The organism is Streptomyces sp. NPDC030245, from assembly GCF_055572995.1.
In genome coordinates this window covers 387,171-412,883 of record NZ_JBVICF010000005.1, presented here as the reverse complement: position 1 = coordinate 412,883, position 25,713 = coordinate 387,171, and the positions used below count along the sequence as shown (strand labels likewise).

The following is a 25,713-nucleotide window of genomic DNA, read 5'->3' as shown; positions in this document are numbered from 1 at the left end:
TTCCGTTCTCCGTCGTTCAGTGGTCGGCCGTGGCCAGCAGGCGCAGCGCGTCCAAGGTTATCCGGGCGCCACGGTCGACCCCGTCGGCGACCACCTGGCGGTGCGGGTCGTAGGCCCCTGTCGAGAAAGGCGCCTCCTCGTCGACCAGCTCGTCGGCGTTCGCGCCGTCCACGACCAGTGCGCCGCCCGCGGTCAGGCCGTGCGTCGAGGCGAAGACGAGGAGCGCGGAGAGCTCCATCTCGATGGCGGCGATCCCGGCGGCCGCGTACGCCTCGCCGGGCAGCGGCAGGAACCCCGGCTGGAACGCGGCCCGCGTCCACACCACGCCCCGGTGGTGCGGGGCGCCGGCCGTCCGCGCCGCGCGCTGCAACGCCAGCACTGCCTCCGGCGCGGAGAACGCCGGATACTCGGCGGGAATCAGCTGCTGGGTCACCCCGTCGTCCCGCACCGCCGCGTCCGCGATGACCAGGTCGCCGTCGCGGATGCCGGGGCGGATCGCGCCCGCCGTGCCGAGCCGCAGGATCGTCGTGACACCGGCCTCGGCGAGCTCCTGGAAGAGGAGGATCGCGCCGGGGGCGCCCACGCCGTGCGAGGCGACGACGACCGGAGTGCCCTGCCAGGTGCCGGTGAAGGTGCGGTACTCGCGGTGGTACGACACCTCCTTCGCGTCGGACAGGAGGTCGGCGACGGCGGCCGCGCGGCCCGGGTCGCCGACGACGACCGCCTGCGCGGGCAGGCCGGCGCGGGGCACACGGGTGACGGGCAGTGCGTCGATGAGCGAGGTCATGAGGATGTGGCTCCCAGCGGAGACTTGGGGCGTCTGCCGCGCGTGGGCCTGCGGCGCGCCGTGGACAGGAAGAGGGCGACCAGGGTCACCACATAGGGGGCGGCGTCGGTCGCCTGCTGCGGCAGACCGTTGCCCTGCAACCGGAACCCGACTGCCTCCGCGACACCGAAGAGCAGCCCGGCGAGCAGCACCCCGAGCGGCCTGGCCCGGCCGAGGAGCACGGCGACCACGGCGATCCAGCCGCGCCCCGCCGTCATGTTCTCCGAGAACAACGTGACGTTGCCGAGGGCCAGTTGGGCGCCCGCGAGGCCGCAGAGCAGACCACCGGCGAGCACGGCGGCGTACTGGTACCTCGCCGGACTCACCCCGAGCGTCGCCGCCGCGTCCGGCGCCTCGCCGACCCCGCGCAGCCGCAGCCCCCACGGGTGGCGCGCGAGGAACACGGCGGCGAAGGCGACGGCCGCCCACGAGACGTAGACGAGAGGCGAGTGCCCGGACAGGACGGGGCCGAGGAAGGGGAGGTCGACGCCGCCGAGGCCCGCGAGATCCGGGTCGGAGAACGTGCCCTGCACGCCGAAGACGGTCCGCAGCAGAAAACCGGTCAGGCCGACCGCGAGCAGGTTGAGGGCGACACCGAGCACGACGGCGTCCCCCCGCAGAGTGATGGTCCCCACGGCGAGGATCATCGCGTACGCGGCGGAGGAGAGGGCCGCGAACAGGACACCGAGCCAGGCGCTGCCGGTGAACCAGCTGCCCGCGACCGCGCTGAAGCAGCCGATCAGCATCATGCCTTCGAGCCCGATGTTGAACACGCCCGCGCGCTCACAGATCGCGCCGCCGAGCGCGGCGAGCAGGATCGGGGTGAGCGCGAGGAGCGCCGCGTGGAACAGCGCGGAGTCGACGGACATCAGACCTGCTCCTTGATCTCGGCGTGCTGGGCCTGCGCAGTGTTCTTGGCTTGCTCGGTGCGCCGCGCACGCCGCCAGGTGAACCGGAGGCGCGCGGCCAGGAAGACGATGACGACGGCCTGGAGCACCTGCGTCAGCTCGCGCGGCACCTCCGTGGCCCGCTCCATGGCGAGACCGCCGACGTCCAGCGCCGCGAAGAACAGCGCGGCGACCGCGGTGCCGACCGGCGCCGCGGAGGCGAGGAGCGCGGCCGTCAGACCGGTCCAGGTGTGCCCGGCGGCGGTCAGCGAACCGTCGATGAAGCGGTACGGGAAGCTGAGCACGCCGATCGCGCCGACGAGCCCGGCGACGGCTCCGGAGACCGCCATGAGCCGCAGCGTGAGGCGGGGCCCGTCCACGCCCGCGTACGCCGCGAAGCGCGGGTTGAGCCCCGTCATGCGGATCTCGTAACCGGTGGCCGTGCGCGCGTCCGTGAAGACGAAGACACCCGCGGCGACCACGACGAGCACGAGCCCCACGGTGACCGTCGACGAACCGAGGGCGGGCAGCTCCACGCCCTCCGGCAGCCGCCGGGTCTGCGGCAGGCTCGACCCCTCCTCCTTGAGCGGGAAACGCGCGAGGTACGAGGCGAAGGACATCGCCGGATAGCTGAGCAGCAGGCTGCTCACCAGCAGCGGCACGCCGAACCGGTTCTGGCAGAGCGCGGCGAGCGCGGCGTAGCCGGCGCCCGCCAGCATGCCGGCGAGGAGCGCGGCGACCACGGCGAGCGGCGCGGGCAGCGGGGCGTGGAGGCCGGTGGCCGCGGCGGCGATGCCGCCCAGCACCAGCTGCCCGTCGCCGCCCAGGTTCAGCAGCCCCGCCCGCATCGGCACGGCCAGCGCGACGGAGAGGCCGAGGATGCTGGTCCCGGTGGTCAGTGTGGACCCGATCCCGTCGGGCCCGAGCGAGCCGGTGACGACGGACTCGTACGCCCCCAGGGGATCGGCTCCGGCCCCGGCGAGGAAGAGCGCCCCGACGAGGACGGCGGCGACGACGGAGTGCAGGGCGGGGGAACGCAGGGCGCGCCCCGCGACGGAACGCCCTCGGGCCGGGCTCTCGACGGCCATGTCAGGGGGCCTCCTCAAGGGGCGCTGGTGGGGTGGGGGAGTCCGGTGAGGTCGGGGTGTCGGGGGCCTCCGCGGGGGAGGCGGGGGAACCCGTCGGTGTAGCGCCCGCCATCGCCAGGCCCAGGCGCCGCTCGTCCGCCTCCTCCCGGGAGAACTCGGCCGCGACTTCGCCCTCGTACATCACGAGGACACGGTCCGCGAGGCCGCGGATCTCGCTGAGCTCGGCGGAGACGAGAAGAATCGCGTGGCCCGCGTCGCGGTGCGCGACCAGGTGGTCGTGGATGGTCTGGACGGCGCCGATGTCCACGCCGCGGGTGGGCTGCTCCACGATCAACAGCGGCGCTTCGTGCGCCAGTTCGCGCCCGATGACGAGCTTTTGCAGATTGCCGCCGGAGAGCGACCCCGCCGCGTGCCCCGACGACGCCGCCTTGATGCCGAACCGTTCGACGAGCACGCGCGCGTGCTCCCGGAGCCGGCCGGGGCGCAGCAGACCGTGCCCCCGGTGGTGGCCCATGGCCAGGTTCTCCGCGATCGTCGCGGCGGGCGCCGTGCCGACCGCCGCACGGTCCTCCGGAACGTACGCGAGCCCCGCCGCCCGCCGCTCCGCGGCGGACGCGTCGGTGACATCGTGCCCGGCGAGGGTGACCCGGCCCGTCAGGGCCGGCCGCAACCCCGCGACCGCCTCGACCAGTTGGGACTGGCCGTTGCCCGCGACGCCCGCGATGCCGACGATCTCCCCGGCGCGGACGGTGAGCGACACGTCGCGCACCCCGTCCGCCGTCAGACCGTCGACGGCGAGGACGGTGCCGCCCGGCGAGCCCGCCGGACGCACCCGGTCCAGTTCCACCGCGCGCCCCGTCATGGCCGCCGCGATGCCGTCCGCGCTGGTGTCGGCGGTCCGCATGCGTGCCGCGACCCGCCCGTCGCGCAGCACCGTCACCGCGTCACTGCCCTCCATCACCTCGCGCAGCTTGTGCGTGACCAGGAGGACGGTGCGGCCCTCGTCCGCGAGGGAGCGGAGCACACCGAACAGCGCGTCCGCCTCCGCGGGCGTCAGGACGGCGGTCGGCTCGTCGAGGATCAGGGTGCGGGCGCCGCGGTGCAGCAGCTTGAGGATCTCCACGCGCTGGCGCACGCCCACCGGCAGGTCGCCGACCTTCGCCGCCGGGTCGACGGCGAGCCCGTGCTCCGCGGCGAGCACCCCTACCCGCCGCACCGCCTCCGCCCGGTCCACGAGGCCGAAACGCCGTGGTTCGGCGGCGTACACGACGTTCTCCGCGACCGTGAAGGAGGGGAACAGCCGGAAGCTCTGGTGCACCATCCCGAGGCCCGCGGCGATCGCCTCGCTCGGGCTCGCGAAGGACACCTCGCGCCCGTCGAGCAGGATCTGCCCGGCGTCCGGACGCAACAGCCCGTACAGGACGGACATCAGCGTGGACTTGCCCGCGCCGTTCTCACCCATCAGCGCGTGGATCTCGCCGCGCCGCACGGCCAGGTCGACCCGGTCGTTGGCGAGCGTGCCGGGGAACTCCTTGGTGATGCCCCGCAGTTCGACGGCGAGCGGGCCGCCGCCGGCCTCAGGCGGCGGGGTCATCGACGGTCAGCCTTCCGGCGGCGATGTCGTCGCGCAGCTTCTCGACGCGCTTCAGCACGTCCTTGTTGGCGGGCTGCGCGATGAGGCACTTGGAGCCGGCGAGCCCCGGCTCCAGGCCGGTCAGCGACATGCCGCCCTCCTTGAGGCCGTACGACACGGTGGTGCCGCCCTTGCCGTCGAGGATCTGCCCGATGCCCTTCTCCACGGCGACATCGGTCTTCTTGAGCACGTTGTCGACGACGACACCGGGGCTGGTCAGGCACTGGTTGGCGTCCACGCCGTACGCCCGGAACCCCTTGCCCTCCGCGGCCTGGAAGACGCCCGTGTTGCCCGCGGCCGCGGCCGCCATCACCTGGTCGACGCCGCCCGCGGCGAGCGTCGACGCCTGGTCCTTGGCGCGCGCCGCGTCGTTGAACGGCGACTGCCCGCCCACGAACAGCGTCCGGGAACCGACACCCGCCCGCACCTTCTTCGCGCCCGCCGCGAAGGGCTCGCTGTACCGCCGGAACTGCGGGGTGTCGAGCACGTCGACGGCCCCGACCTTCTTGCTCCTCGTCAGCAGACCGGCCTCGGCACCGGCGAGGAAGACGGCCTCGTGCTCGCGGAAGACGGCACAGGTGACGTTCTCGTACGTCTTCTTCGTGCACGCGTCGACGAGCAGGAACTGCTGCTTCGGGTGGGCCTCGGCCTGCTGCGCCACGATGTCCGCGAACTCGAAGCCGACCAGCGCGACGACGTCGGGCGCCGAGTCCACGGCGGAGGCGACATTCTGCTGCCGCGAGTCGGTGTCGCTGCTCTGGAAGACCTTCTGCGAGCCGTCGTGCGCCTTCGCCGCCGCCTTCACCCCGGAGACGGCGAGCTTGAGGAACTCGTTCTGGGCGACGGGGTCGGGGGTGACAAGGGTGAACGACCTGCCGTTTCCACCGCCGTCCCCGTTCTTGCCCGAACCCCCGTCCTTGGCGGCCGCGTTGCAGCCCGTGGCCAGGAGGGCGGCGCCGACGGCCGCGGCGGTGAGTCTCATAGACGTACGCGTACGCAGGGACAGCAGGGGCATGGGATCGCCTTCGTGGAGGTGCCCGGGAGCGGCCCGGGCGGTGACAGGAGAGTCGTACGGGTGCGAGCGGCGTCGCTCAGCGGAACCGGCGGAAACGCGGCCGGCAGCGGAAACACGGCTGACAGCTGGAGCACGGCTGACAAGTGGAGCTCGGCTGACAGCCGGCACACAGCCGGCCGCGGCGCATGCGGCGGCCGCGGGCCACGGCGGGGCAGCACAGCGCGTCGGCTTTCGCGGCCATGGCTGTCCTCCTCGCACCGTGGGTCTCGCACCGTGGACCGGATCGATCCGTCCCGGGTGGCGGCGAGAGTAACACCGGGTTTCGGACAGCCGCACGAACGTCTCGAAATGTGGTTCGAGCACGTCAGGTACGGTGACGACACCCCTCCTCCCGTGGCCGAATCGCCCCCTTTCCTTCGGAGTTGAGCCCATGAAGAGCCAGGATCTGCGCGCCGTGACGTGGACGGAGGCGGAGGGTGACGGTGCCCCGGCCCTCTCCCTCATCGACCAGACGGCGCTCCCGCACACCCTGGAGCGCCTTGCCGTCACGACGGTCGACGGCCTGGTCGACGCGATCGTCCGGCTCGTCGTGCGCGGCGCCCCCGCGATCGGCGCCGCGGGCGCGTACGGCGTCGCCCTGGCGATGGCACAGGCCGAACGCGAGGGCTGGGACCGCCCACGCCTCGACACCGAGGTGGCGCGGATCCGGGCGGCCAGGCCCACGGCGGTGAACCTGATGGTGTGCGTCGACCGCGTGCGGCCGTTCATCGACAAGGGGATCGCCGCGGTCCGCGCCGAGGCCGACGCGATCGTCCAGGAGGACCTCGCGGCCAACCACGCGATGGGCGCGCACGGCGCCGACTGGCTCCTGAAGCGGGTGCCGGCCGCCGCCGACCGGCCGCTGCGGATCCTCACCCACTGCAACACCGGCGCCCTCGCCACGGCGGGCTGGGGCACGGCGCTCGGCGTCATCCGCGAACTCCACGCCAGGGGGCGGCTCGAAACGGTGTACGCCGACGAGACGCGCCCGCTCCTCCAGGGGGCCCGCCTGACGGCCTGGGAACTCGCCCAGGAAGGCATCCCGCACTACGTCCAGGCGGACGGCGCGGCCGCGGGCACGATCCTGCGCGGCGAGGTCGACGCGGCGATCGTCGGCGCCGACCGCGTCGCGGCCAACGGCGACACGGCCAACAAGGTCGGCACGGTCGGCATCGCCCTCGCGTGCGCACACGCGGGCATCCCCTTCGTGGTGGCGGCGCCGACCACGACGGTGGACCTCGCGACGGCCACGGGCGACGACATCCACATCGAACTCCGCGACGAGGCCGAGATCCTGGAGTGGGCGGGCGTCCGCACGGCCCCGGCGGTCTCGCGCGGCCACAATCCCGCGTTCGACGTGACGCCGGGGTCACTGGTGTCGGCGCTGGTCACGGAGCGGGGCGTGCGGGAGGTGGCGGCGGGGGAGCTGCCGGGGGAGACGGGCCTCTCCGGCGTCTGAGGAAGGTGGCCGGGGGGGGGGGGGGCTCGCCTCTCGCCGAGGCGCAGCGGGGGGCTCGTCTCCCGCTGCGGACAGCGGGGGCACCCCCCGCCCCCTCACCCCCGCGCCACCGCCAACTCCAGCAGCCACTCCACGACCTCGGCCCGGTGCCGTGCCTCGCGCGGGTTAGCGCCCCACACATAGATGCCGTGCCCGGCGACGACCACCGCCGGCATCCCCGGCTGGAGCGCCGCCTCCAGGCGGTCCCCGAGCTCGGCCATGTCCTGGCTGTTCACGATCACGGGCAACACCACCGACACCTCGTGCGTCGGATGCCCGAGCCCCTTCAGCATCTCCAGGCCCTCGAAGGGAATGCCCTCCGGCGCCCGCTGCCCCATCAGGACCGACGCCACCGTGTGGACGTGCACCACGGCACCCGCCCCGGTGAGCCGCACCACGCGCGCGTGGAGGGCGGCCTCGGCGGAGGGCCGCCCCGGCCCGACGGCCGCGCCCTCGCCGTCCGTCAACACCACGTCGGCCGCCGTGAGTTCACCCTTGTCCCGGCCGCTGGCGGTGACGGCGAGCCGGAGCGGGTCCCGGGAGAGGACCAGGGACAGATTCCCGGACGTCCCCCGCATCCACCCGAAGGAGGCGAACCGCGCGGCCTCCGCGGCCAGCACCGCCCCGGCCTCCTCCAGGTCCGGTGCGGTCACATCGGCGGTGGTCTCGGTCATGAGCTGCTCCCGCTGTCAGGAGTGGCGGCAAGGGGACTGATCTCGGAGAAGGCCGATACCCGCGGATGATCGCCGAAGTCGGCGTCGGCGTACGGCTCCCCGGCCCGGCGCACACCGACCGTCCGCCAGCCCGCGGCCCGCGCCGCGTCCAGCTCGCCGGGCCGGTCGGAGAGGAAGAGCAGCCGCCCCGGGGCGACCCCGGTGGACGCCGCGATGGCCCGGTAGGAGTCCGCCTCCTGCTTCGGCCCCGCGTTCTCGGTGTCGTACAGGCCACCGACAAGACCCAGCAGGTCACCCTCCGCGGAGTGCGCGAACCACGCCCGCTGCGCCGCCACCGAACCGGACGAGTACACGTACAGCCGCACTCCGTCCGCGTGCCAGCGCCGCAGCACCGGGACGACGTCCGGGTAGAAGTGCGAGACGAGCTCACCGCGTGCGAAGCCCTCCGCCCACAGGATGCCCTGGAGCGTCTTCAGGGGAGTCGCCTTGCGGTCGGCGTCGACCCACTCGCCGAGCACCTTCTCCACGCGCCCGGCGTCGGCCCCCGGCTCGCCGATCTCGGCCCGCACCTGCGCCACGGCCCGCGCCACCTCGGGCTCGTCGCCCCGCGACGCGAGCAGCTCACCGAACCGCTCGCGCGCGTACGGGTACAGCACGTCCACCACGAACCCCGTGGCGCTCGTGGTGCCCTCGATGTCCAGCACCACGGCGTCCACGTGGCACAGATCGTGATCCGTCACGCGGCGTACCCCGCGTGGATCTCGTCGAAGTCGGGGAAGCGGTCCGCGATCGGGCTGCCGGTGAAGTTCCCGATCCAGCCGTCCTCCTCGTGGAAGAAGCGGATCGCCGTGAACGCGGGGGACGTGCCCATGTCGAACCAGTGCGTGGTGCCGCGCGGCACACCGAGCAGGTCGCCCTTCTCGCAGTACACGGCGTGCACCTCGCCGCCCACGTGGAGGTAGAAGATCCCGGCGCCCGCGACGAAGAAACGCACCTCGTCATCGTCGTCGTGCGTGTGCTCGGCCAGGAACTTCTGACGGGCTGCCTGCGCCTTCCCCGGCCACTCGGGGTCGTCGCCGGCCGGGGGGTGCAGCGCCACCACGTCGACGGTGCGGAAGCCTTCCTCGGCGTTCAGCTTGTCGATCTCCGCGCGGTACGCGGCGAAGACGGTGTCGCTGTCCGCGTCGGCCGGCACGTCCTCGCGCACCGGCCACTGCTCGTAGCGCACGCCTATAGGAGCGAGTGCGGCGGCGATCTCCGCCGGGTCCGCGGTGCGACGGACAACGGTCTCGGGCCCGGCCTCCGGCCAGGTCGTCAGGAGAGTCATGGTCACTCCAGGGCAGGTCAGCGGGTGTTCTCGGGATCGTAACTCCCGTCCCCGGCCCGCCACAGGGCGTCCCAGTGCGTGGACGCGTAAGGGGCGGCCTCCATGGAGACCGCCCCTTACCCACTACCTGTTACCTACTGCCGACGGGCCGTCAGGCCTTCTTCTTCAGCAGGTCCTCGACCTTGCCGCGCACCTCGTCCGTGGCCAGGCCGCGGATCGTCAGCGTCGTACGGCGGCGCAGCACGTCGTCCGCCGTCTCGGCCCATTCGTTGTCGCGGGCGTAGACGACCTGGGCCCAGATCTCCGGGGCGTCCGGGTGGACGCGCTCGGCGAGCTCCGGGTTCTCGTTCGCAAGTCGGGCGATGTCGAAGGAGAGCGAGCCGTAGTGCGTCGCCAGGTGCTTGGCGGTGTCGGCGGCCATGCGCGGGCCGGGCGCCGGGCCGTCCACGAGGAGGCGGTGGGCGACGGCACGCGGGTTGGCGATGCCGGGCAGCGGCAGCTTCTTCGGCAGCTCGGAGATCGGCTCGTAGTCGTCGCCGAGCGGGTGCCCCGGCAGGGACTCCAGCTTCTTCATCACCGTACGACCGATGTGGCGGAACGTCGTCCACTTGCCGCCGGCCACCGACAGCATGCCGCCGCGGCCCTCGGTGACGACCGTCTCGCGCTTGGCCTTCGACGTGTCGCCGGGGCCGCCGGGCAGCACCCGCAGACCCGCGAAGGAGTACGTGATCAGATCCCGCGACAGCTGCTGGTCGCGGATGGAGAACGCGGCCTCGTCGAGGATCTGCGCGGTGTCGGCCTCGGTGACGCGCACGTCCGCCGGGTCGCCCTCGAACTCCTCGTCCGTGGTGCCGAGCAGCAGCATGTCCTCCCAGGGGAGGGCGAACGTGATGCGGTACTTGTCGATCGGGGTGGCCAGCGCGGCCTTCCAGGGGGCGGTGCGCTTGAGCACCAGGTGCGCGCCCTTGGAGAGGCGGATGGAGGGCGCCGCGTCCGGGTTCTCCATCTTGCGCAGGTGGTCGACCCACGGGCCGGTCGCGTTCAGCACGAGGCGGGCGTTGACGCCGAACTCGTCGCCGCTCATGCGGTCCTTGAGCTCCGCGCCCGTGACCCGGCCCTTGGTGAAGCGCAGCCCGGTGACCTCGGCGTGGTTGAGGACGGCGGCACCGGCCTCGACGGCCGCGCGGACCGTCATCAGGGCCATGCGCGAGTCGTTCATCTGGTCGTCGCCGTAGACCGCGACGGCCTTCAGGTTGTCCGTGCGCAGCTCCGGCACGTCCTGCGCGGCCTTCGACGGCGAGAGCAGGTGGCCGACGCCGTCGCCGAACGCGGAGAGCGCGCTGTAGGCGAAGACGCCCGCGCCGAGCTTGGCCGCGCCGTGCGGGCCGCCCTTGTAGACGGGCAGGTAGAAGGTGAGCGGATTCGCCAGGTGGGGGGCGACCTGACGGGAGACCGCGCGACGCTCGAAGTGGTTCTCCGCGACCAGCTTCACCGCGCCGGTCTGAAGGTAGCGCAGACCGCCGTGGAGCAGCTTGGAGGAGGCGGAGGAGGTGGCGCCGGCGAAGTCACCGGCGTCCACCAGGGCCACCCGCAGGCCCGACTGCGCGGCATGCCAGGCGGTGGAGATGCCCAGGATTCCGCCGCCGATCACCAGGAGGTCGTACGTCGCCTTGGAAAGCTGCTCCCGGGTCTCGGCGCGGCTCGGGTTGAGGCCGGCAGCCGGATGCGTCCCGAGGGCAGGGACGCTCTGCAGGGTGGTCATTGTCTTACTCCTCGCCACTCTCGTCGAGCCAACCCATGGACCGCTCGACGGCCTTGAGCCAGCTCTTGTACTCACGGTCGCGGGTGCCCGCGTCCATGTGGGGGGTCCACTCCGCGGCCCGCCGCCAGTTGGCGCGCAGCTCGTCGGTCGAGGACCAGAAGCCGACGGCGAGACCGGCGGCGTAGGCGGCACCGAGGCAGGTCGTCTCGGCCACCATCGGGCGCACCACCGGCGCGTCGAGGAAGTCCGAGAGGGTCTGCATCAGCAGGTTGTTGGAGGTCATGCCGCCGTCGACCTTGAGGGCCGCGAGCTCGACGCCGGAGTCCTTCGTCATGGCGTCGGTGATCTCACGGGTCTGCCAGGCCGTGGCCTCCAGGACGGCGCGCGCGATGTGCGCCTTGGTGACGTACCGGGTCAGACCGGCGATCACACCGCGGGCGTCGGAGCGCCAGTACGGGGCGAACAGGCCGGAGAAGGCCGGTACGAAGTAGGCGCCGCCGTTGTCCTCGACCGACGACGCGAGCGTCTCGATCTCGGCGGCGGAGTTGATCAGGCCCATCTGGTCCCGCATCCACTGCACCAGCGAACCGGTGACGGCGATGGAGCCCTCCAGGGCGTAGACCGGCTTCTGGTCGCCGATCTGGTAGCCGACCGTGGTCAGCAGCCCCGAGTAGGAGTTGATGGCCTTGTCACCGGTGTTCATCAGCATGAAGGTGCCGGTGCCGTACGTGGACTTGGCCTCGCCTTCGTCGAAGCAGGTCTGGCCGAAGAGGGCCGCCTGCTGGTCGCCGAGCGCGGACGCGACGGGGATGCCGCCGAGCAGGTCGCCGAGCTGTCCGCCGGTGACCTCGCCGTAGACCTCGGCGGAGGAGCGGATCTCGGGGAGCATCTGCGTGGGGACACCGATGGAGGAGCAGATCCGCTCGTCCCAGGCCATCTCGTGCAGGTTCATCAGCATGGTGCGGGACGCGTTGGTGACGTCGGTGACGTGCTTGCCGCCGTTCACCCCGCCCGTCAGGTTCCAGATGACCCAGGAGTCCATGGTGCCGAAGAGGATGTCGCCGGCCTCGGCGCGCTCCTGGAGGCCCTCGACGTTGTCGAGCAGCCAGCGGGCCTTGGGGCCCGCGAAGTAGGAGGCGAGCGGCAGGCCGGTCTCGCGGCGGAAGCGGTCCTTGCCGACGTTGCGCCCGAGCTCTCGGCAGAGCGCGTCGGTGCGGGTGTCCTGCCAGACGATGGCGTTGTGCACCGGCTCGCCGGTGTTCTTGTCCCACAGCAGCGTGGTCTCACGCTGGTTGGTGATGCCGATCGCCTTGATGTCGTCGCGGGTGATGCCGGCCTTCTCGACGGCGCCGGCGACGACCTCCTGGACGTTGGTCCAGATCTCGGTCGCGTCGTGCTCGACCCAGCCCGGCTTCGGGAAGATCTGCTCGTGCTCCTTCTGGTCGACGGAGACGATCCGGCCGTCCTTGTCGAAGACGATGCAGCGGCTGGACGTGGTGCCCTGGTCGATGGCCGCGATGAAGGGGCCTGCGGTGTGTGCGTCGGTCACGGTGTGCTCCAGAATTCTTGTCTGACGGCTCTCAAGCGTCTTTGGCGGTCATCCGTCTCAGGCGGTCATCGGTCGCTGTCGCGGGTCTACTTGAACGCGACGTTGTAGAGACCGCCGGCGATGGCGCCGCCGATCAGCGGACCGACGATCGGCACCCAGGCGTACGACCAGTCCGAGCTGCCCTTGTTCGGCAGCGGGAGCACGGCGTGGACGATGCGCGGACCGAGGTCGCGGACCGGGTTGATCGCGTAGCCCGTGGGGCCGCCGAGCGAGAGGCCGATACCGACCACGACGAGCGCGGTGATCAGGGCGCCGAGGGTGCCGAGGCCGTTGCCGCCGTCGTTGAGGCCCTGCGTCAGGATGGCGAGGACCAGGACGACCGTGGCGATGATCTCCGTGAGCACGTTCTGGACGTAGTTACGGATCTCGGGGCCGGTCGAGAAGATGCCGAGCACCGGGCCCGCCGACGGGGCGGCCTTCTGGTCGACCATGCCCTCTGCCACCGGCTGCGCCGCCAGGACCTCGGGGTCGGTCAGGTGGGCCTTGAACTGGCCCATGTACGTGACCCACACCAGGAGGGCGCCGATCATCGCGCCGAGCAGCTGCGAGCCGAGGTAGAGCGGTACGTCGCTCCACTTGGTGCCGCCCTCGACGGCGAGGCCGAGCGTGACCGCCGGGTTGAGATGGGCGCCGGAGACGCCACCCGCGAGGTAGGCGCCGGTCAGTACGGCGAAGCCCCACCCGAAGGTGATGGCGAGCCAGCCGGCGTCCTTGGCCTTCGAGCGCTTGAGCGTGACAGCGGCGCACACGCCACCGCCGAGCAGGATGAGCACGGCGGTACCGATGGTCTCGCCGATGAAGATGTCGGAGCTGGACACCCGCGACTCCTTTGTCCTTCGTCCAGGGGAAGGCGAACCCCGGGTCCCTCCGGTGGTCCGCGACCTCAGGTGAGGTCGTTGCCGGCCCTTGGCCTTGTCACACTCTAGCGCGTAATGCCGGTAGGTGTTCGACAATGCCGACCGATGGACGCGAGTCTCGCCCCGGGGTTACTCACCCGTCAAGGGTTCTGTTATTGAAAACACGATCGTTATTGATCGTTTCGCGTTATCGGTGGAGGCGCATCCGAGCAGGGTGCGGCGCGGCTCGGCGATGGACCGTGGAACGGCGCGGAAGCGGCTGGCCGGCGCCTCAGAAGCGCCCGGCGCCCAGATCCCTCGACACGGCGCGCGCGCAGTCCCGCACGGCGGCGATCAGCTCGGGCCGCAGCTCCCCGTCCTTGCAGACGCGCTCCACGGCGCCCGTGACGCCGACCGCGCCGACCGGCATGCGCCGCCGGTCGTGGATGGGGGCCGCCACGGAGGCGATGCCCTCCCAGGTCTCCTCGACATCCGCCGCGTACCCACGCGCGCGGGTGAGATCAAGGATGCTCTCGAAGCCCTCGGCATCGGCCACCGTGCGCGCGGTGAAGGTCTGCCGCTCCGCCTCGACGGCTTCGTTGTGCGCGACCGGGTCGTACGCGGAGAGCACCTTGCCCAGCGCCGTGGAGTGCAGCGGCTGCATGGCCCCCACCTCGAGGACCTGGCGGCTGTCGTCGGGCCGGAAGACGTGGTGGACGATGAGGACGCCCTGCTGGTGCAGAACCCCCAGGTGCACGCTCTCGCCGCTGGACCTGGCCAGGTCGTCCGTCCACACCAGGGCGCGCGCCCGCAGCTCGTGCACGTCCAGATAGCTGTTGCCCAGGCGCAGCAGTTCGGCGCCCAGCTGATAGCGGCCCGACGCGGAGTCCTGCTCGACGAAGCCCTCCGCCTGAAGGGTGCGCAGGATGCCGTGCGCCGTACCCTTGGCCAGGTCGAGGGCGGAGGCGATCTCGGAGAGGCCGAGCCGTCGCTCGCCGCCCGCGAGCAGCCGCAGCATCGCCGCGGCCCTTTCGAGCGACTGGATGTTGCGTGCCATCGCAGCCCCGACCTCCGTCCCCTTGCACCAACTCGACGTTCGACAATGCTGAACACTATCGGTCGTTGTCGACCTCTCGCTAATGCGCGGACAGCACGTGTTGCCCCCTCTCCCCATGTCAAGCACCCGAACCGGACAAGCCCGCCACGCCCGTCCGTCTCGTGGACTCCTTCCCAAAGGGACCTTGGTCCCGGCTACCCTGACCGAGTGCGCCCTCCAGCCAGAAGGCGCAAAGCCGACAGCCGTCGCACTCCAGGGAGCTCTTTCATGGCCTCGTCGCCAACCCCGTCGTCGCAGCCCACGCCTGTTTCGTCCGAGAGCAGGACCCGAGCCGACGCCCTCCGCGAGGCCCTCGCCACCCGCGTGGTGGTGGCCGACGGCGCGATGGGCACCATGCTCCAGGCCCAGGACCCCACGCTCGACGACTTCCAGCAGCTCGAGGGCTGCAACGAGATCCTGAACGTCACCCGCCCCGACATCGTGCGCTCCGTCCACGAGGAGTACTTCGCCGTCGGCGTGGACTGCGTGGAGACCAACACCTTCGGCGCGAACTTCGCGGCCCTGAGCGAGTACGACATCGCCGACCGCAACTTCGAGCTGTCCGAGGCGGGCGTCCGCATCGCCCGCGAGGTCGCCGACGAATTCACCGCCGCCACCGGACAGCAGCGCTGGGTCCTCGGCTCCATGGGCCCCGGCACCAAGCTGCCCACCCTCGGTCACGCCCCCTACACCGTCCTGCGCGACGCCTACCAGACGAACGCCGAAGGCATGATCGCCGGCGGCGCCGACGCCCTCCTGGTGGAGACCACCCAGGACCTCCTCCAGACCAAGGCCGCCATCCTCGGCGCCCGCCGCGCCATGGACGCCACCGGCGCGAACCTCCCGCTGATCTGCTCGGTCACCGTCGAGACGACCGGCACCATGCTGCTCGGCTCGGAGATCGGCGCCGCACTGACCGCGCTGGAACCGCTCGGCATCGACATGATCGGCCTGAACTGCGCCACGGGCCCGGCCGAGATGAGCGAACACCTGCGCTATCTGGCCCGCCACTCCCGTATCCCGCTCTCCTGCATGCCCAACGCCGGCCTGCCGGTCCTGGGCAAGGACGGCGCCCACTACCCGCTGACGGCGCCCGAGCTCGCCGACGCGCAGGAGAGCTTCGTCCGCGAGTACGGCCTCTCGCTCGTGGGCGGCTGCTGCGGTACGACGCCGGAGCACCTGCGCCAGGTCGTGGAGCGCGTCCGGGGTGTCGAGACGGTCCCGCGCGACCCCCGCCCGGAGCCGGGCGCCGCGTCGCTGTACCAGACGGTGCCCTTCCGTCAGGACACCGCCTACCTGGCGATCGGGGAGCGGACGAACGCCAACGGGTCGAAGAAGTTCCGTGAGGCGATGCTGGAGGGCCGCTGGGACGACTGTGTGGAGATGGCGCGCGAGCAGATCCGTGAGGGCGCGCACATGCTGGATCTGTGCGTGGACTATGTGGGCCGCGACGGGGTTGCCGACATGGCCGAGCTCGCCGGGCGGTTCGCGACCGCCTCCACGCTGCCCATCGTGCTGGACTCCACCGAAGTCCCGGTCATCCGGGCGGGGCTGGAGAAGCTGGGCGGGCGTGCGGTCATCAACTCCGTCAACTACGAGGACGGCGATGGCCCCGAGTCGCGTTTCGCGAAGGTCACCGCGCTGGCCAGGGAGCACGGGGCGGCGCTGATCGCGCTGACCATCGACGAGGAGGGCCAGGCCCGCACCCCCGAGCACAAGGTCGCCATCGCCGAGCGTCTGATCGAGGACCTGACGGGCAACTGGGGCATCCAGGAGTCGGACATCCTCATCGACACCCTGACCTTCACGATCTGCACCGGTCAGGAGGAGTCCCGCAAGGACGGCATCGCGACCATCGAGGCGATCCGGGAGCTGAAGAAGCGCCACCCGGAGGTGCAGACCACGCTGGGGCTGTCGAACATCTCCTTCGGCCTCAACCCCGCCGCCCGCGTCCTGCTCAACTCCGTCTTTTTGGACGAGTGCGTCAAGGCCGGCCTCGACTCCGCCATCGTGCACGCCTCGAAGATCCTGCCGATCGCCCGCTTCGACGACGCACAGGTCCAGGTCGCCCTCGACCTCATCTACGACCGGCGCGCCGAGGGCTACGACCCCCTCCAAAAACTCATGGAGCTCTTCGAAGGGGTCTCCACGAAGTCGATGAAGGCCGGCAAGGCCGAGGAACTCCTCGCGCTGCCGCTGGAGGAGCGGCTGCAACGCAGGATCATCGACGGTGAGAAGAACGGCCTGGAAGCCGACCTGGATGAGGCCCTTAAGACCACGCCGGCGCTGGACATCGTCAACAACACCCTGCTGGAGGGTATGAAGGTCGTCGGGGAGCTGTTCGGCTCCGGGCAGATGCAGCTGCCCTTCGTCCTCCAGTCCGCCGAGGTCATGAAGACCGCTGTCGCCCACCTGGAACCGCACATGGAGAAGGTGGAGGGGGCCGAGGGCAAGGGCACCATCGTGCTGGCCACCGTGCGCGGGGACGTGCATGACATCGGCAAGAACCTCGTCGACATCATCTTGTCCAACAACGGCTACAACGTCGTCAACCTCGGCATCAAGCAGCCCGTCGCCGCCATCCTCGATGCCGCCGCCGAGCACAAGGCCGACGTGATCGGCATGTCGGGGCTGCTGGTCAAGTCCACGGTGATCATGAAGGAGAACCTTCAGGAGCTCAACCAGCGCAAGATGGCCGCCGACTACCCCGTCATCCTCGGCGGCGCCGCTTTGACCCGCGCCTACGTCGAGCAGGACCTGCACGAGATCTACGAGGGCGAAGTGCGCTACGCCCGCGACGCGTTCGAGGGCCTGCGCCTGATGGACGCTTTGATCGCGGTCAAGCGGGGGGTGCCGGGGGCGAGCCTGCCCGAGCTCAAGCAGCGCCGCGTGCCCAAACGGGACACGCCCCTCGTCGTGGAGGAGCCCGAGGGGCCCGCCCGTTCGGATGTGGCGGTGGACAATCCGGTGCCCGCGCCGCCGTTCTGGGGCACCCGCGTCATCAAGGGCATCCAGCTCAAGGAGTACGCCTCCTGGCTGGACGAGGGCGCCCTGTTCAAGGGGCAGTGGGGCCTCAAGCAGGCCCGCACCGGCGACGGGCCCACCTATGAGGAGCTGGTGGAGAGCGAGGGACGCCCGCGCCTGCGCGGCCTCCTGGACGAGCTCCAGACCAAGAACCTCCTGGAAGCGGCCGTCGTGTACGGCTACTTCCCGTGTGTCTCCAAGGGCGACGACCTGATCCTCCTCAATGACGACGGGTCGGAGCGGACCCGCTTCACCTTCCCGCGCCAGCGCCGCGGCCGTCGGCTCTGCCTGGCCGACTTCTTCCGGCCCGAGGAGTCGGGGGAGACGGACGTGGTGGGGCTCCAGGTCGTCACCGTCGGCTCGAAGATCGGTGAGGCCACCGCCGAACTGTTCGCCGCCGACTCCTACCGCGACTACCTCGAACTGCACGGCCTGTCCGTCCAGCTCGCCGAGGCCCTCGCCGAGTACTGGCACGCCCGCGTCCGCGCCGAGCTCGGATTCGCGGGAGAGGACCCCGCCGACGTGGAGGACATGTTCGCGCTGAAGTACCGCGGCGCGCGCTTCTCGCTCGGCTACGGCGCCTGCCCAGACCTGGAGGACCGCGCGAAGATCGCCGAGCTGCTGCAACCGGAGCGGATCGGCGTACAGCTCTCGGAGGAGTTCCAGCTCCACCCGGAGCAGTCCACCGACGCGATCGTCATCCACCACCCCGAGGCGAAATATTTCAACGCGCGCTGATCCGGCGCAGTCGTACACTGGTCGGTCCAGTGCAGGCCGGTCGCCTTCCCGTCAGAAGGAGGCGACCGGCCTTCTCGTCCCTCATGGAAGGTGTGGTCGCATGACCAGTACGGTTCCCGCGCTCGGCACCCCAATGGCCGAAGGCTCCACGTTGCAGGGTGTGCTCCTCGACATGGACGGCACCCTCGTCGACACCGAGGGCTTCTGGTGGGACGCCGAGGTCGAGGTCTTCGCGTCCCTCGGCCACGCGCTCGACGAGGCCTGGCGCGATGTCGTCGTCGGCGGCCCCATGACGCGCAGCGCCGGCTTCCTCATCGAGGCCACCGGCGCCGACATCACCGTGCCCGAGCTCACCGTGCTGCTCAACGACCGCTTCGAGGACCGCATCGGCCGCTCCCTGCCGCTGATGCCGGGCGCCGCGCGCCTGCTCGCCGAACTCGCGGCGCACGACGTGCCGATGGCCCTCGTCTCCGCGTCGCACCGCCGCATCATCGACCGTGTCCTCGACTCGGTCGGCGCCCACCACTTCGAACTCACCGTCGCGGGCGACGAGGTGCCCCGCACCAAGCCCCACCCCGACCCGTACCTCCTCGCGGCCCGGGGGCTCGGCGTGGACCCCACCAGATGCGCCGTCATCGAGGACACCGCGACCGGCGTCGCCTCGGCGGAGGCCGCGGGCTGCCGGGTGGTGGCCGTGCCCTCGGTCGCCCCCATCCTCGCCGCCGCGGGCCGCACCGTCGTCCCCTCCCTCGAACACGTCAACCTGCCTTTCCTGCAAGGCCTGATGACTCTCTGACAGGTTCCGTCGAGACCTCCCCCATGCTGTGACGTTTCCCACTCGGCGGGGGGTCGACAGCGGGGCCGGTGTGTGCAGTAAGCCCCTTTGGGGTGCCGGGGGGCGTGACGTTGTGTCCCGATTGGTGGGAGCGTGCACGAAACCTTCCGGTGTCGGGTTATCGGTGTGTCCACGCCCGGTTTCGCAGCGTGATTGATACGCGGTTCATGCGCCCTCCGAAGCTCATCTGGTGCGGACTAATCTCGTCGCGAGAACATCGCCCCACCCCCCGTGCCCCACCAACCCACACCCCGCGTTGCCGGATTCACGGGAATCAAGAGCTCTGGAGAACGTCGAGCATGAACCGCAAGACTTTGGTGCTGCCGGCTGTCATAGGTCTGCTCGCCCCCGCGCTCGCCGCGTGCGGTGGTTCGGACGGCGGAGACGGCGACAAGCCGGTCACCGCCGGCACCACGGACACGTTCGCCATCTCCAAGGAGGTGCCGGCGCCCTTCGACCCGGCGTACTCCTACGACGCCGGTTCCTGGAACATCCTGCGCCAGACCGTCCAGACGCTGATGGCCATGCCGCGCGGCGGCGGCGACCCGCAGCCCGAGGCCGCCGAGCAGTGCGGTTTCACCGACACGGGCAACGAGCGCTACGCCTGCACCCTGCGCAAGGGGCTGAAGTTCTCCGACGGGGAGCCGCTGACGGCCGCCGATGTGAAGTTCTCCATCGAGCGGGTCCGCGACATCAAGATCAAGTACCCCAGCGGTTCGGACGGCCTGGTCTCGAACGTCGAGGAGATCGAGGTCCAGGGCGCCCGCGACATCGTCTTCCACCTCAAGACCCCGGACGCGACGTTCCCGTTCAAGCTGGCCACGCCCACCGCGGGCATCATCAGCAAGGACCACTACAGCAAGAACAAGCTGCGGGACGGCTTCGACGTGGACGGCTCGGGCCCGTACACGGCGAAGTCGGAGGTCGAGAACGACCGCGTGGTCAAGACGGTCTTCACCAAGAACCCTCACTACAAGGGCGCGTTCAAGGTCCAGAGCGACAAGGTGGAGCTCCGCAACTTCGCCGACACCGCCGCCATGGGCAAGGCGCTCGAGGACGGCGACATCGACCTGATGACGCGCACCATGTCGCCGGAGCAGGTCAAGCAGTACGACGGGGCCAAGGACAAGAAGATCGACGTGGTCGAGATGCAGGGTCTGGAGATCCGCTACCTCGCCTTCAACACCGACGCCCCGACGGCCAAGAACAAGGCCGTCCGCCAGGCCATGGCGCAGCTCGTCGACCGCGGCGCGCTGGCCTCCGCGGTGTACGGCTCGACGGCCGACCCGCTGTACTCGCTGGTCCCCTCCACCATCACCGGGCACGCCAACTCGTTCTTCAACAAGTACGGCAACCCGAACACGGCCAAGGCCCGCACCCTGCTGAACAAGGCGAACATCTCCACGCCGGTGAAGATGACGCTGCACTACACCACCGACCACTACGGCCCGGGCACCAAGAAGGAGTTCGAGCTGCTGCGCGACCAGCTGAACGACTCCGGGCTGTTCGACGTGTCGATCAAGGGCGTGCCGTGGAACACCTTCCGCGCCGCCGAACGCAACGGCAAGTACGCGGCGTACGGCATGGGCTGGTTCCCCGACTTCCCGGACGCCGACAACTTCCTCGCGCCCTTCCTCGACAAGGACAACTTCCTCGGCTCGCCGTACGTGAACGACACGATCAACGACCAGCTGATCCCGACGTCCCGACGCGAGGCCGACCGGCTCGCCGCCTCCAAGAGCATCCGCCGCATCCAGGACATCGTCGCCGACGACGTCCCGGTGCTCCCGCTCTGGCAGGGCAAGCAGTACATCGCGGCACGCGACGACATCACGGGTGTCGAGTGGGCCCTCAACTCCTCGTCCAACCTCCAGCTGTGGGAGCTCGGCCGCGGCGTCAGCGGCTGACCTCCGCATCCGGAGACACCTCGAGTTCCAGCGAACGACCACAAGACCAAAGGCACGTAAGTGAAATGTCGTAACCAGTGGCTGGCCCTTCCCCTCACGGGAGGGCTCGCCGCCGCCCTGCTGACCGGCTGTGGCACGGAATCGGGTGGCGCGGGGGACACGGGCGACGCGGTCGTGATGGGGATGTCCGACGACGTCCTCGCCACCGACCCGGCATCCGGCTACGACCCCGGTTCCTGGCTCCTGTTCAACAACGTCTTCCAGTCGCTCCTGAGCTTCCCCAAGGGCGCCACCGAGCCCGCGCCGGAGGCCGCCGAGAGCTGCGGCTTCACGGACACGGAGGCGAAGGTCTTCAAGTGCGAGCTGCGTGACGGGCTGAAGTTCAGCAACGGCAACGCGCTCACGTCGAAGGACGTCAAGTTCTCCTTCGACCGCATGCGGAAGATCAACGACGGCGACGGCCCCGCGATCATGTTCCCGATGCTCGACCGGGTGCAGACGCCGGACGCCAAGACCGTGGTCTTCAAGCTGAAGTACTCCGACGCGACCTTCCCCAGCAAGATCGCCTCGGGCGCCGGCTCCATCGTGGACCACCGCGAGTACGACATGAACCGGCTGCGCGAGGACGGCAAGGCCGTCGGCTCAGGACCGTACAAGCTCGACTCGTTCAGCAAGGAGCAGGCGGTCTTCTCCGTCAACTCCGACTACAAGGGCACCGCCAAGACGAAGAACGAAGGCATCGCCCTCAAGTTCTTCCGCGGCGACCAGAAGGGCCTCAAGCAGGCCCTCCTCGACGGCAAGATCGACGTCGCCTACCGAGGCCTCGCCGCCGCCGACATCGCCGACATCGAGCAGGACACCTCCAAGGACAGCCAGGACGTCGACATCGTCGAGGGCACCAGCGCCGAGGTGCAGCACCTGGTCTTCAACATGAAGGACCCGGTGGCGGGCAAGCTCGGCGTCCGCAAGGCCATGGCGTACCTCCTGGACCGGGACGCCCTGGTCAAGGAGGTCTACCAGGACACGGCCACGCCGCTGTACTCGATCGTCCCCGCCGGCATCGGCGGCCACAACACGGCGTTCTTCGACACCTACGGCGCCCGCCCGCAGCGCGCCAAGGCCGCCGCCGCGCTGCGCTCCGACGGCATCGAGAGCAAGGTCAAGCTGACCCTCTGGTCGACGCCGACCCGCTACGGCCCGGCCACCGACCAGGAGCTGCGCGCCATCGCCAAGCAGCTCAACGCGTCCGGCCTCTTCGACGCCGAGGTGAAGTCCGTCGCGTTCGACCAGTACGAGAAGGACATCGAAGCCGGCAAGTACGGCGTCTACGTCAAGGGCTGGGTGCCGGACTACCCGGACCCCGACAACTTCACGCAGCCCTTCTTCGGCAAGGGCAACGTCCTCGGCAACCACTTCGAGAACAGCACCATCACCGGGAAGATCATCCCCGGCACCGCGACGGAGAGCGACCGCACCAGGACCGACAAGCAGTACGGCCAGCTCCAGGACATCGTGGCCGAGCAGCTGCCCGTCCTGCCGGTCTGGCAGGCCAAGCAGTACGCGGTCGTCCGCGACAGCGTCTACGGCCTGGAGTCCTGCCTCGACGCGTCCACCGTCTTCCGGTTCTGGGAGATCAGCAAGGGCTGACCCCGCAACCGGCTGACCGTACGGACGAAGGTGGCCGCCCCCTCGCCGGGGGCGGCCACCTTCGTCGTTCCCTCCGAGCAAGGGTCACTGCGCGCCGGGGCGCACCAGACCGCTCTCGTACGCGTACACCGCGGCCTGCACCCGGTCGCGCAGGCCCAGCTTCGTCAGCACATGACCGACATGCGTCTTCACGGTCGTCTCGCTGACGAACAGGTCCGCCGCGATCTCCGCGTTCGACAAACCGCGCGCGACCAGCTTCAGGACCTCCACCTCACGCTCGGTGAGCGTGTGCAGGGTGTCCGGCACCGGCTCGTCACCGGACGGCAGATGCGCGGAGTACTTGTCGAGGAGCCGGCGCGTGATGCTCGGCGCGAGCATCGCCTCACCCGCCGCGACCACCCGGATCGCCTGCACCAGCTCGTTCGCCGGGGCGTCCTTCAGGAGGAAGCCGCTGGCACCGGCGCGCAGCGCCTCCACCACGTACTCATCGAGGTCGAAGGTCGTCAGGACCAGCACCTTCGCCGGACCGTCCCGGCCGGGACCGGTGATCTGCCGGGTCGCCTCCACACCGTCCATCCGCGGCATGCGGATGTCCATCAGGACCACATCGGGCTGGAGCGCCCGCACCTGGTCGAGAGCCTGTAGGCCGTCGCCGGCCTCGCCGACGACCGCGATGTCCTGCTCGGCCTCCAGAATCATCCGGAACCCGGTGCGCAACAGCGGCTGGTCATCGACCAGTAGGACGCGGATGGCCACGTGTCTCTCCTTCAGCTAGTCCGCGCCCATTCTGCCCTGCCCGCCCTCCACGGACTCGGGCGCCCTCACAGGAAGCGGATACGGCGGGGGAGTCCCACCGAATTCGGGACACACCGCCTGGTGATCGCACCAACCGCACAGCTTGGTCGGCCGCGGCCGCCAGTCACCCGTCTCCGTCGCCAGCTCGATCGCCTCCCACAGAGCGAGCAGCTTCCGCTCCACCCGCTCCAGGTCCGCCACCACCGGGTCGTACGTGATCACGTCACCGCTGCCCAGATAGACCAGCTGGAGACGGCGCGGCACCACACCCTTCAGACGCCACACCACCAGCGCGTAGAACTTCATCTGGAACAGCGCGCCCTCCGCGTACTCCGGACGCGGGGCCTTGCCCGTCTTGTAATCCACGATGCGGACATCGCCCGAGGGCGCCACGTCCACCCGGTCGATGATCCCGCGCAGCTTCAGCCCCGACGCCAGCTCCGCCTGCACGAACAGCTCACGCTCCGCGGGCTCCAGACGCGTCGGATCCTCCAGCGTGAACCAGCGCTCCACCAGCTTCTCCGCGTCCGACAGCCAGCGCGCCATGCGCTCGCCCTCCGGATCGTCCGCGAACAACTCCGTCAGCTCCGGCTTCGCCTCCCGCAGCCGGTCCCACTGACCCGGAATGAGCGACTTAGCGCGCGGCGCCGTGCGCTCACCCGCCGGAGCGTCGAAGAGCCGCTCCAGCACCGCGTGCACCAGAGTGCCCCTGGTCGCCGCCTCACTCGGCTTCTCGGGCAGCTTGTCGATCACCCGGAACCGGTACAGCAGCGGGCACTGCATGAAATCGCCCGCGCGCGAGGGCGACAAGGACGCCGGGCGCACGGCCGCCGCGGCACCGTCGGTGCTGGTTTCCATGAGGACAGACCCTACGACCCACCACTGACAACAGCCGCATACCATCGACGACAGACCGTCTCACCCTGCATGATCGTGCGGGTAACCGCGCCATACCGGGGCGAGGGACGCTTCGAACGAGGGGACATCGTGGACGAAAGCGGCGGGAGCGGCGGGCCGCAGTCCGACGGCACCGAAGGGCTGCGGCAGAAAGACCCGCAGAACCCGAAAGACGCACACGGCGCGGCCGGCTCCCCGGAGCCGACGCGCCCGGCCGGCACGGACACGGACACGGACACCGTCCCGAACCGGGACGACACGGGCAGCGGCACCGCCGACGAGCCCGCACAGCCCCGGCGCGACGACACCCCCACATCCCTCACCAAGACGCCCCGCGAGGACCGCCCCACGGACCCGCGGCACCCGCCCGCACCACCCCACGGCAAGGGCACCCCGGTCCCACCCAAGGCACAGAAAGGACCCGGCGGCGGCCTCCTCATGGGCAAGCCGTTCGGCGTGCCCGTCTACGTCGCACCCAGCTGGTTCCTCGTCGCCGCCCTCATCACCTGGGTCTTCGGCGACCAGCTCGACCGCGTCCTGCCCGAGCTCGGCGGCGCCCGCTACCTCGTCTCCCTCTTCTTCGCCGTCGCCTTCTACGCCTCCGTACTCGTCCACGAACTGGCCCACACCGTCGCCGCCCTCCGGTTCAAACTGCCGGTCCGCCGCATCCAGCTCCAGTTCTTCGGCGGCGTCTCCGAAATCGAGAAGGAGTCCGAAACCCCCGGCCGCGAATTCGTCCTCGCCTTCGTCGGCCCCCTCCTCTCCCTCGTCCTCGCCGGCGTGTTCTACGCGGGCATGCAGGCCGTCGACCCCGGCACCGTGCCCGGCGTACTCCTCGCCGGACTGATGATCTCCAACCTCATCGTCGCCGCCTTCAACCTCCTGCCCGGCCTCCCCCTCGACGGCGGCCGCATGCTGCGCGCCGTCGTCTGGAAGATCACCGGCAAACCCATGAGCGGCACCGTCGCCGCCGCCTGGGTCGGCCGCGCCCTCGCCATCTCCGTCCTCATCGGACTGCCCCTCCTCAACCAGTCCGGCGCCCTCGGCGGCGAACCCGAGGACATCGGCGGCATGAACACCGTCACCGACGCCCTGCTCGCCGCGATCCTCGCCGCCATCATCTGGACCGGCGCGGGAAACAGCCTCCGCATGGCCCGCCTCCGCGAACACCTGCCCGAGCTGCGCGCCCGCACCCTGACCCGCCGCGCCGTCCCCGTCGAAAGCGACACCCCGCTCTCCGAAGCACTGCGCAGGGCCAACGACGCCGGCGCCCGCGCCCTCGTCGTCGTCGACGCCGACGGCGACCCCATGGCCGTCGTCCGCGAAGCGGCCATCGTCTCCGTCCCCCAGCACCGCCGCCCCTGGGTCGGCGTCGGCGGCCTCGCCCAGGACATCACCGAAGGCATGCGCATCTCCGCCGAGCTCGCCGGCGAAGAACTCCTCGACACCCTCAGGGCCACCCCCGCCACCGAATACCTCGTCGTCGAGGAGTCCGGCGAGATCTACGGAGTGCTCTCCGCCGCCGACGTCGAACGCGCCTTCGTCAAAGCGATGGCCAGACCCTCCTGAGCACCGCCCCC

General features: G+C 70.7%; 20 protein-coding genes. 6 read left to right on the top strand and 14 right to left on the bottom strand.

Annotated features, from left to right (window positions below; translation table 11 throughout):
* Positions 1-16: 16 nt before the first annotated feature.
* From ACZ4Z4_RS16490 to ACZ4Z4_RS16470, 5 genes are read right to left on the bottom strand one after another with little or no spacing between them, the layout of a single operon-like run.
* The gene (locus ACZ4Z4_RS16490) at positions 17-787 is read right to left on the bottom strand and encodes a nucleoside phosphorylase (protein ID WP_468327392.1); all 771 of its coding nucleotides are present in this window, start codon (positions 785-787) and stop codon (positions 17-19) included.
* A complete protein-coding gene (locus tag ACZ4Z4_RS16485; protein WP_468327391.1) occupies positions 784-1,695 on the bottom strand; it encodes an ABC transporter permease in 912 nt (303 codons plus the stop codon). The genes ACZ4Z4_RS16490 and ACZ4Z4_RS16485 overlap by 4 nt, the downstream gene beginning before the upstream one ends.
* Positions 1,695-2,801 carry an ABC transporter permease gene (locus ACZ4Z4_RS16480; protein ID WP_468327390.1) on the bottom strand — a complete coding sequence of 369 codons (1,107 nt, stop codon included), beginning with the start codon at positions 2,799-2,801 and terminating at the stop codon, positions 1,695-1,697. The genes ACZ4Z4_RS16485 and ACZ4Z4_RS16480 overlap by 1 nt, the downstream gene beginning before the upstream one ends.
* A 1-nt stretch (position 2,802) precedes the next feature.
* Positions 2,803-4,395: an ABC transporter ATP-binding protein gene (locus ACZ4Z4_RS16475; RefSeq protein WP_468327389.1), complete on the bottom strand. Its 1,593-nt coding sequence runs from the start codon at positions 4,393-4,395 to the stop codon at positions 2,803-2,805.
* On the bottom strand, positions 4,379-5,416 hold the full coding sequence (locus ACZ4Z4_RS16470; RefSeq protein ID WP_468327388.1) for a BMP family ABC transporter substrate-binding protein: 1,038 nt from the start codon (positions 5,414-5,416) through the stop codon (positions 4,379-4,381). The genes ACZ4Z4_RS16475 and ACZ4Z4_RS16470 overlap by 17 nt, the downstream gene beginning before the upstream one ends.
* 463 nt (positions 5,417-5,879) lie before the next feature.
* On the opposite strand from ACZ4Z4_RS16470, the gene mtnA reads away from it, so the two are divergent.
* The gene (mtnA, locus tag ACZ4Z4_RS16465) at positions 5,880-6,947 is read left to right on the top strand and encodes an S-methyl-5-thioribose-1-phosphate isomerase (RefSeq protein ID WP_468327387.1); all 1,068 of its coding nucleotides are present in this window, start codon (positions 5,880-5,882) and stop codon (positions 6,945-6,947) included.
* Between the two features lie 95 nt (positions 6,948-7,042).
* Here the strand turns inward: mtnA and mtnB are convergent, their stop codons facing one another.
* From mtnB to ACZ4Z4_RS16430, 7 genes are all read right to left on the bottom strand, one after another.
* The gene (gene mtnB / locus ACZ4Z4_RS16460; protein WP_468327386.1) at positions 7,043-7,660 is read right to left on the bottom strand and encodes a methylthioribulose 1-phosphate dehydratase; all 618 of its coding nucleotides are present in this window, start codon (positions 7,658-7,660) and stop codon (positions 7,043-7,045) included.
* Complete coding sequence (gene mtnC, locus ACZ4Z4_RS16455; RefSeq protein ID WP_468327385.1) at positions 7,657-8,400, bottom strand: acireductone synthase; 744 nt, start codon at positions 8,398-8,400, stop codon at positions 7,657-7,659. The genes mtnB and mtnC overlap by 4 nt, the downstream gene beginning before the upstream one ends.
* Positions 8,397-8,987 carry a 1,2-dihydroxy-3-keto-5-methylthiopentene dioxygenase gene (locus ACZ4Z4_RS16450; RefSeq protein ID WP_468327384.1) on the bottom strand — a complete coding sequence of 197 codons (591 nt, stop codon included), beginning with the start codon at positions 8,985-8,987 and terminating at the stop codon, positions 8,397-8,399. The genes mtnC and ACZ4Z4_RS16450 overlap by 4 nt, the downstream gene beginning before the upstream one ends.
* A 151-nt stretch (positions 8,988-9,138) precedes the next feature.
* Positions 9,139-10,749: a glycerol-3-phosphate dehydrogenase/oxidase gene (locus ACZ4Z4_RS16445; protein WP_468327383.1), complete on the bottom strand. Its 1,611-nt coding sequence runs from the start codon at positions 10,747-10,749 to the stop codon at positions 9,139-9,141.
* A 4-nt stretch (positions 10,750-10,753) separates the two neighbouring features.
* On the bottom strand, positions 10,754-12,298 hold the full coding sequence (gene glpK, locus ACZ4Z4_RS16440) for a glycerol kinase GlpK (protein WP_468327382.1): 1,545 nt from the start codon (positions 12,296-12,298) through the stop codon (positions 10,754-10,756).
* Between the two features lie 86 nt (positions 12,299-12,384).
* Positions 12,385-13,176 (bottom strand): MIP/aquaporin family protein, encoded by a 792-nt coding sequence (locus ACZ4Z4_RS16435; protein WP_468327381.1) that lies wholly within the window; start codon positions 13,174-13,176, stop codon positions 12,385-12,387.
* A gap of 310 nt (positions 13,177-13,486) precedes the next feature.
* Positions 13,487-14,251 (bottom strand): IclR family transcriptional regulator, encoded by a 765-nt coding sequence (locus tag ACZ4Z4_RS16430; RefSeq protein WP_468327380.1) that lies wholly within the window; start codon positions 14,249-14,251, stop codon positions 13,487-13,489.
* A gap of 267 nt (positions 14,252-14,518) precedes the next feature.
* Here ACZ4Z4_RS16430 and metH point away from each other — a divergent pair, with 267 nt between their 5' ends.
* From metH to ACZ4Z4_RS16410, 4 genes are all read left to right on the top strand, one after another.
* On the top strand, positions 14,519-18,052 hold the full coding sequence (gene metH / locus ACZ4Z4_RS16425) for a methionine synthase (RefSeq protein WP_468327379.1): 3,534 nt from the start codon (positions 14,519-14,521) through the stop codon (positions 18,050-18,052).
* 100 nt (positions 18,053-18,152) lie between these two features.
* On the top strand, positions 18,153-18,848 hold the full coding sequence (locus ACZ4Z4_RS16420) for an HAD family hydrolase (RefSeq protein WP_468327378.1): 696 nt from the start codon (positions 18,153-18,155) through the stop codon (positions 18,846-18,848).
* 338 nt (positions 18,849-19,186) lie between these two features.
* Positions 19,187-20,794 carry an ABC transporter substrate-binding protein gene (locus tag ACZ4Z4_RS16415; RefSeq protein WP_468327377.1) on the top strand — a complete coding sequence of 536 codons (1,608 nt, stop codon included), beginning with the start codon at positions 19,187-19,189 and terminating at the stop codon, positions 20,792-20,794.
* A 60-nt stretch (positions 20,795-20,854) separates the two neighbouring features.
* Positions 20,855-22,441 (top strand): ABC transporter substrate-binding protein, encoded by a 1,587-nt coding sequence (locus ACZ4Z4_RS16410; RefSeq protein WP_468327376.1) that lies wholly within the window; start codon positions 20,855-20,857, stop codon positions 22,439-22,441.
* Positions 22,442-22,525: 84 nt separating this feature from the next.
* Here the strand turns inward: ACZ4Z4_RS16410 and ACZ4Z4_RS16405 are convergent, their stop codons facing one another.
* Both ACZ4Z4_RS16405 and ACZ4Z4_RS16400 read right to left on the bottom strand, forming a co-directional pair.
* Complete coding sequence (locus ACZ4Z4_RS16405; RefSeq protein ID WP_098241447.1) at positions 22,526-23,197, bottom strand: response regulator; 672 nt, start codon at positions 23,195-23,197, stop codon at positions 22,526-22,528.
* 15 nt (positions 23,198-23,212) lie between these two features.
* Positions 23,213-24,094, bottom strand: coding sequence for a RecB family exonuclease (locus ACZ4Z4_RS16400; RefSeq protein ID WP_468327375.1), 882 nt, complete (start codon positions 24,092-24,094; stop codon positions 23,213-23,215).
* A gap of 129 nt (positions 24,095-24,223) precedes the next feature.
* Between ACZ4Z4_RS16400 and ACZ4Z4_RS16395 the strand changes: the two genes are divergently transcribed.
* Positions 24,224-25,702: a site-2 protease family protein gene (locus ACZ4Z4_RS16395; protein ID WP_468327374.1), complete on the top strand. Its 1,479-nt coding sequence runs from the start codon at positions 24,224-24,226 to the stop codon at positions 25,700-25,702.
* The last annotated feature ends 11 nt before the right edge of the window (positions 25,703-25,713 follow it).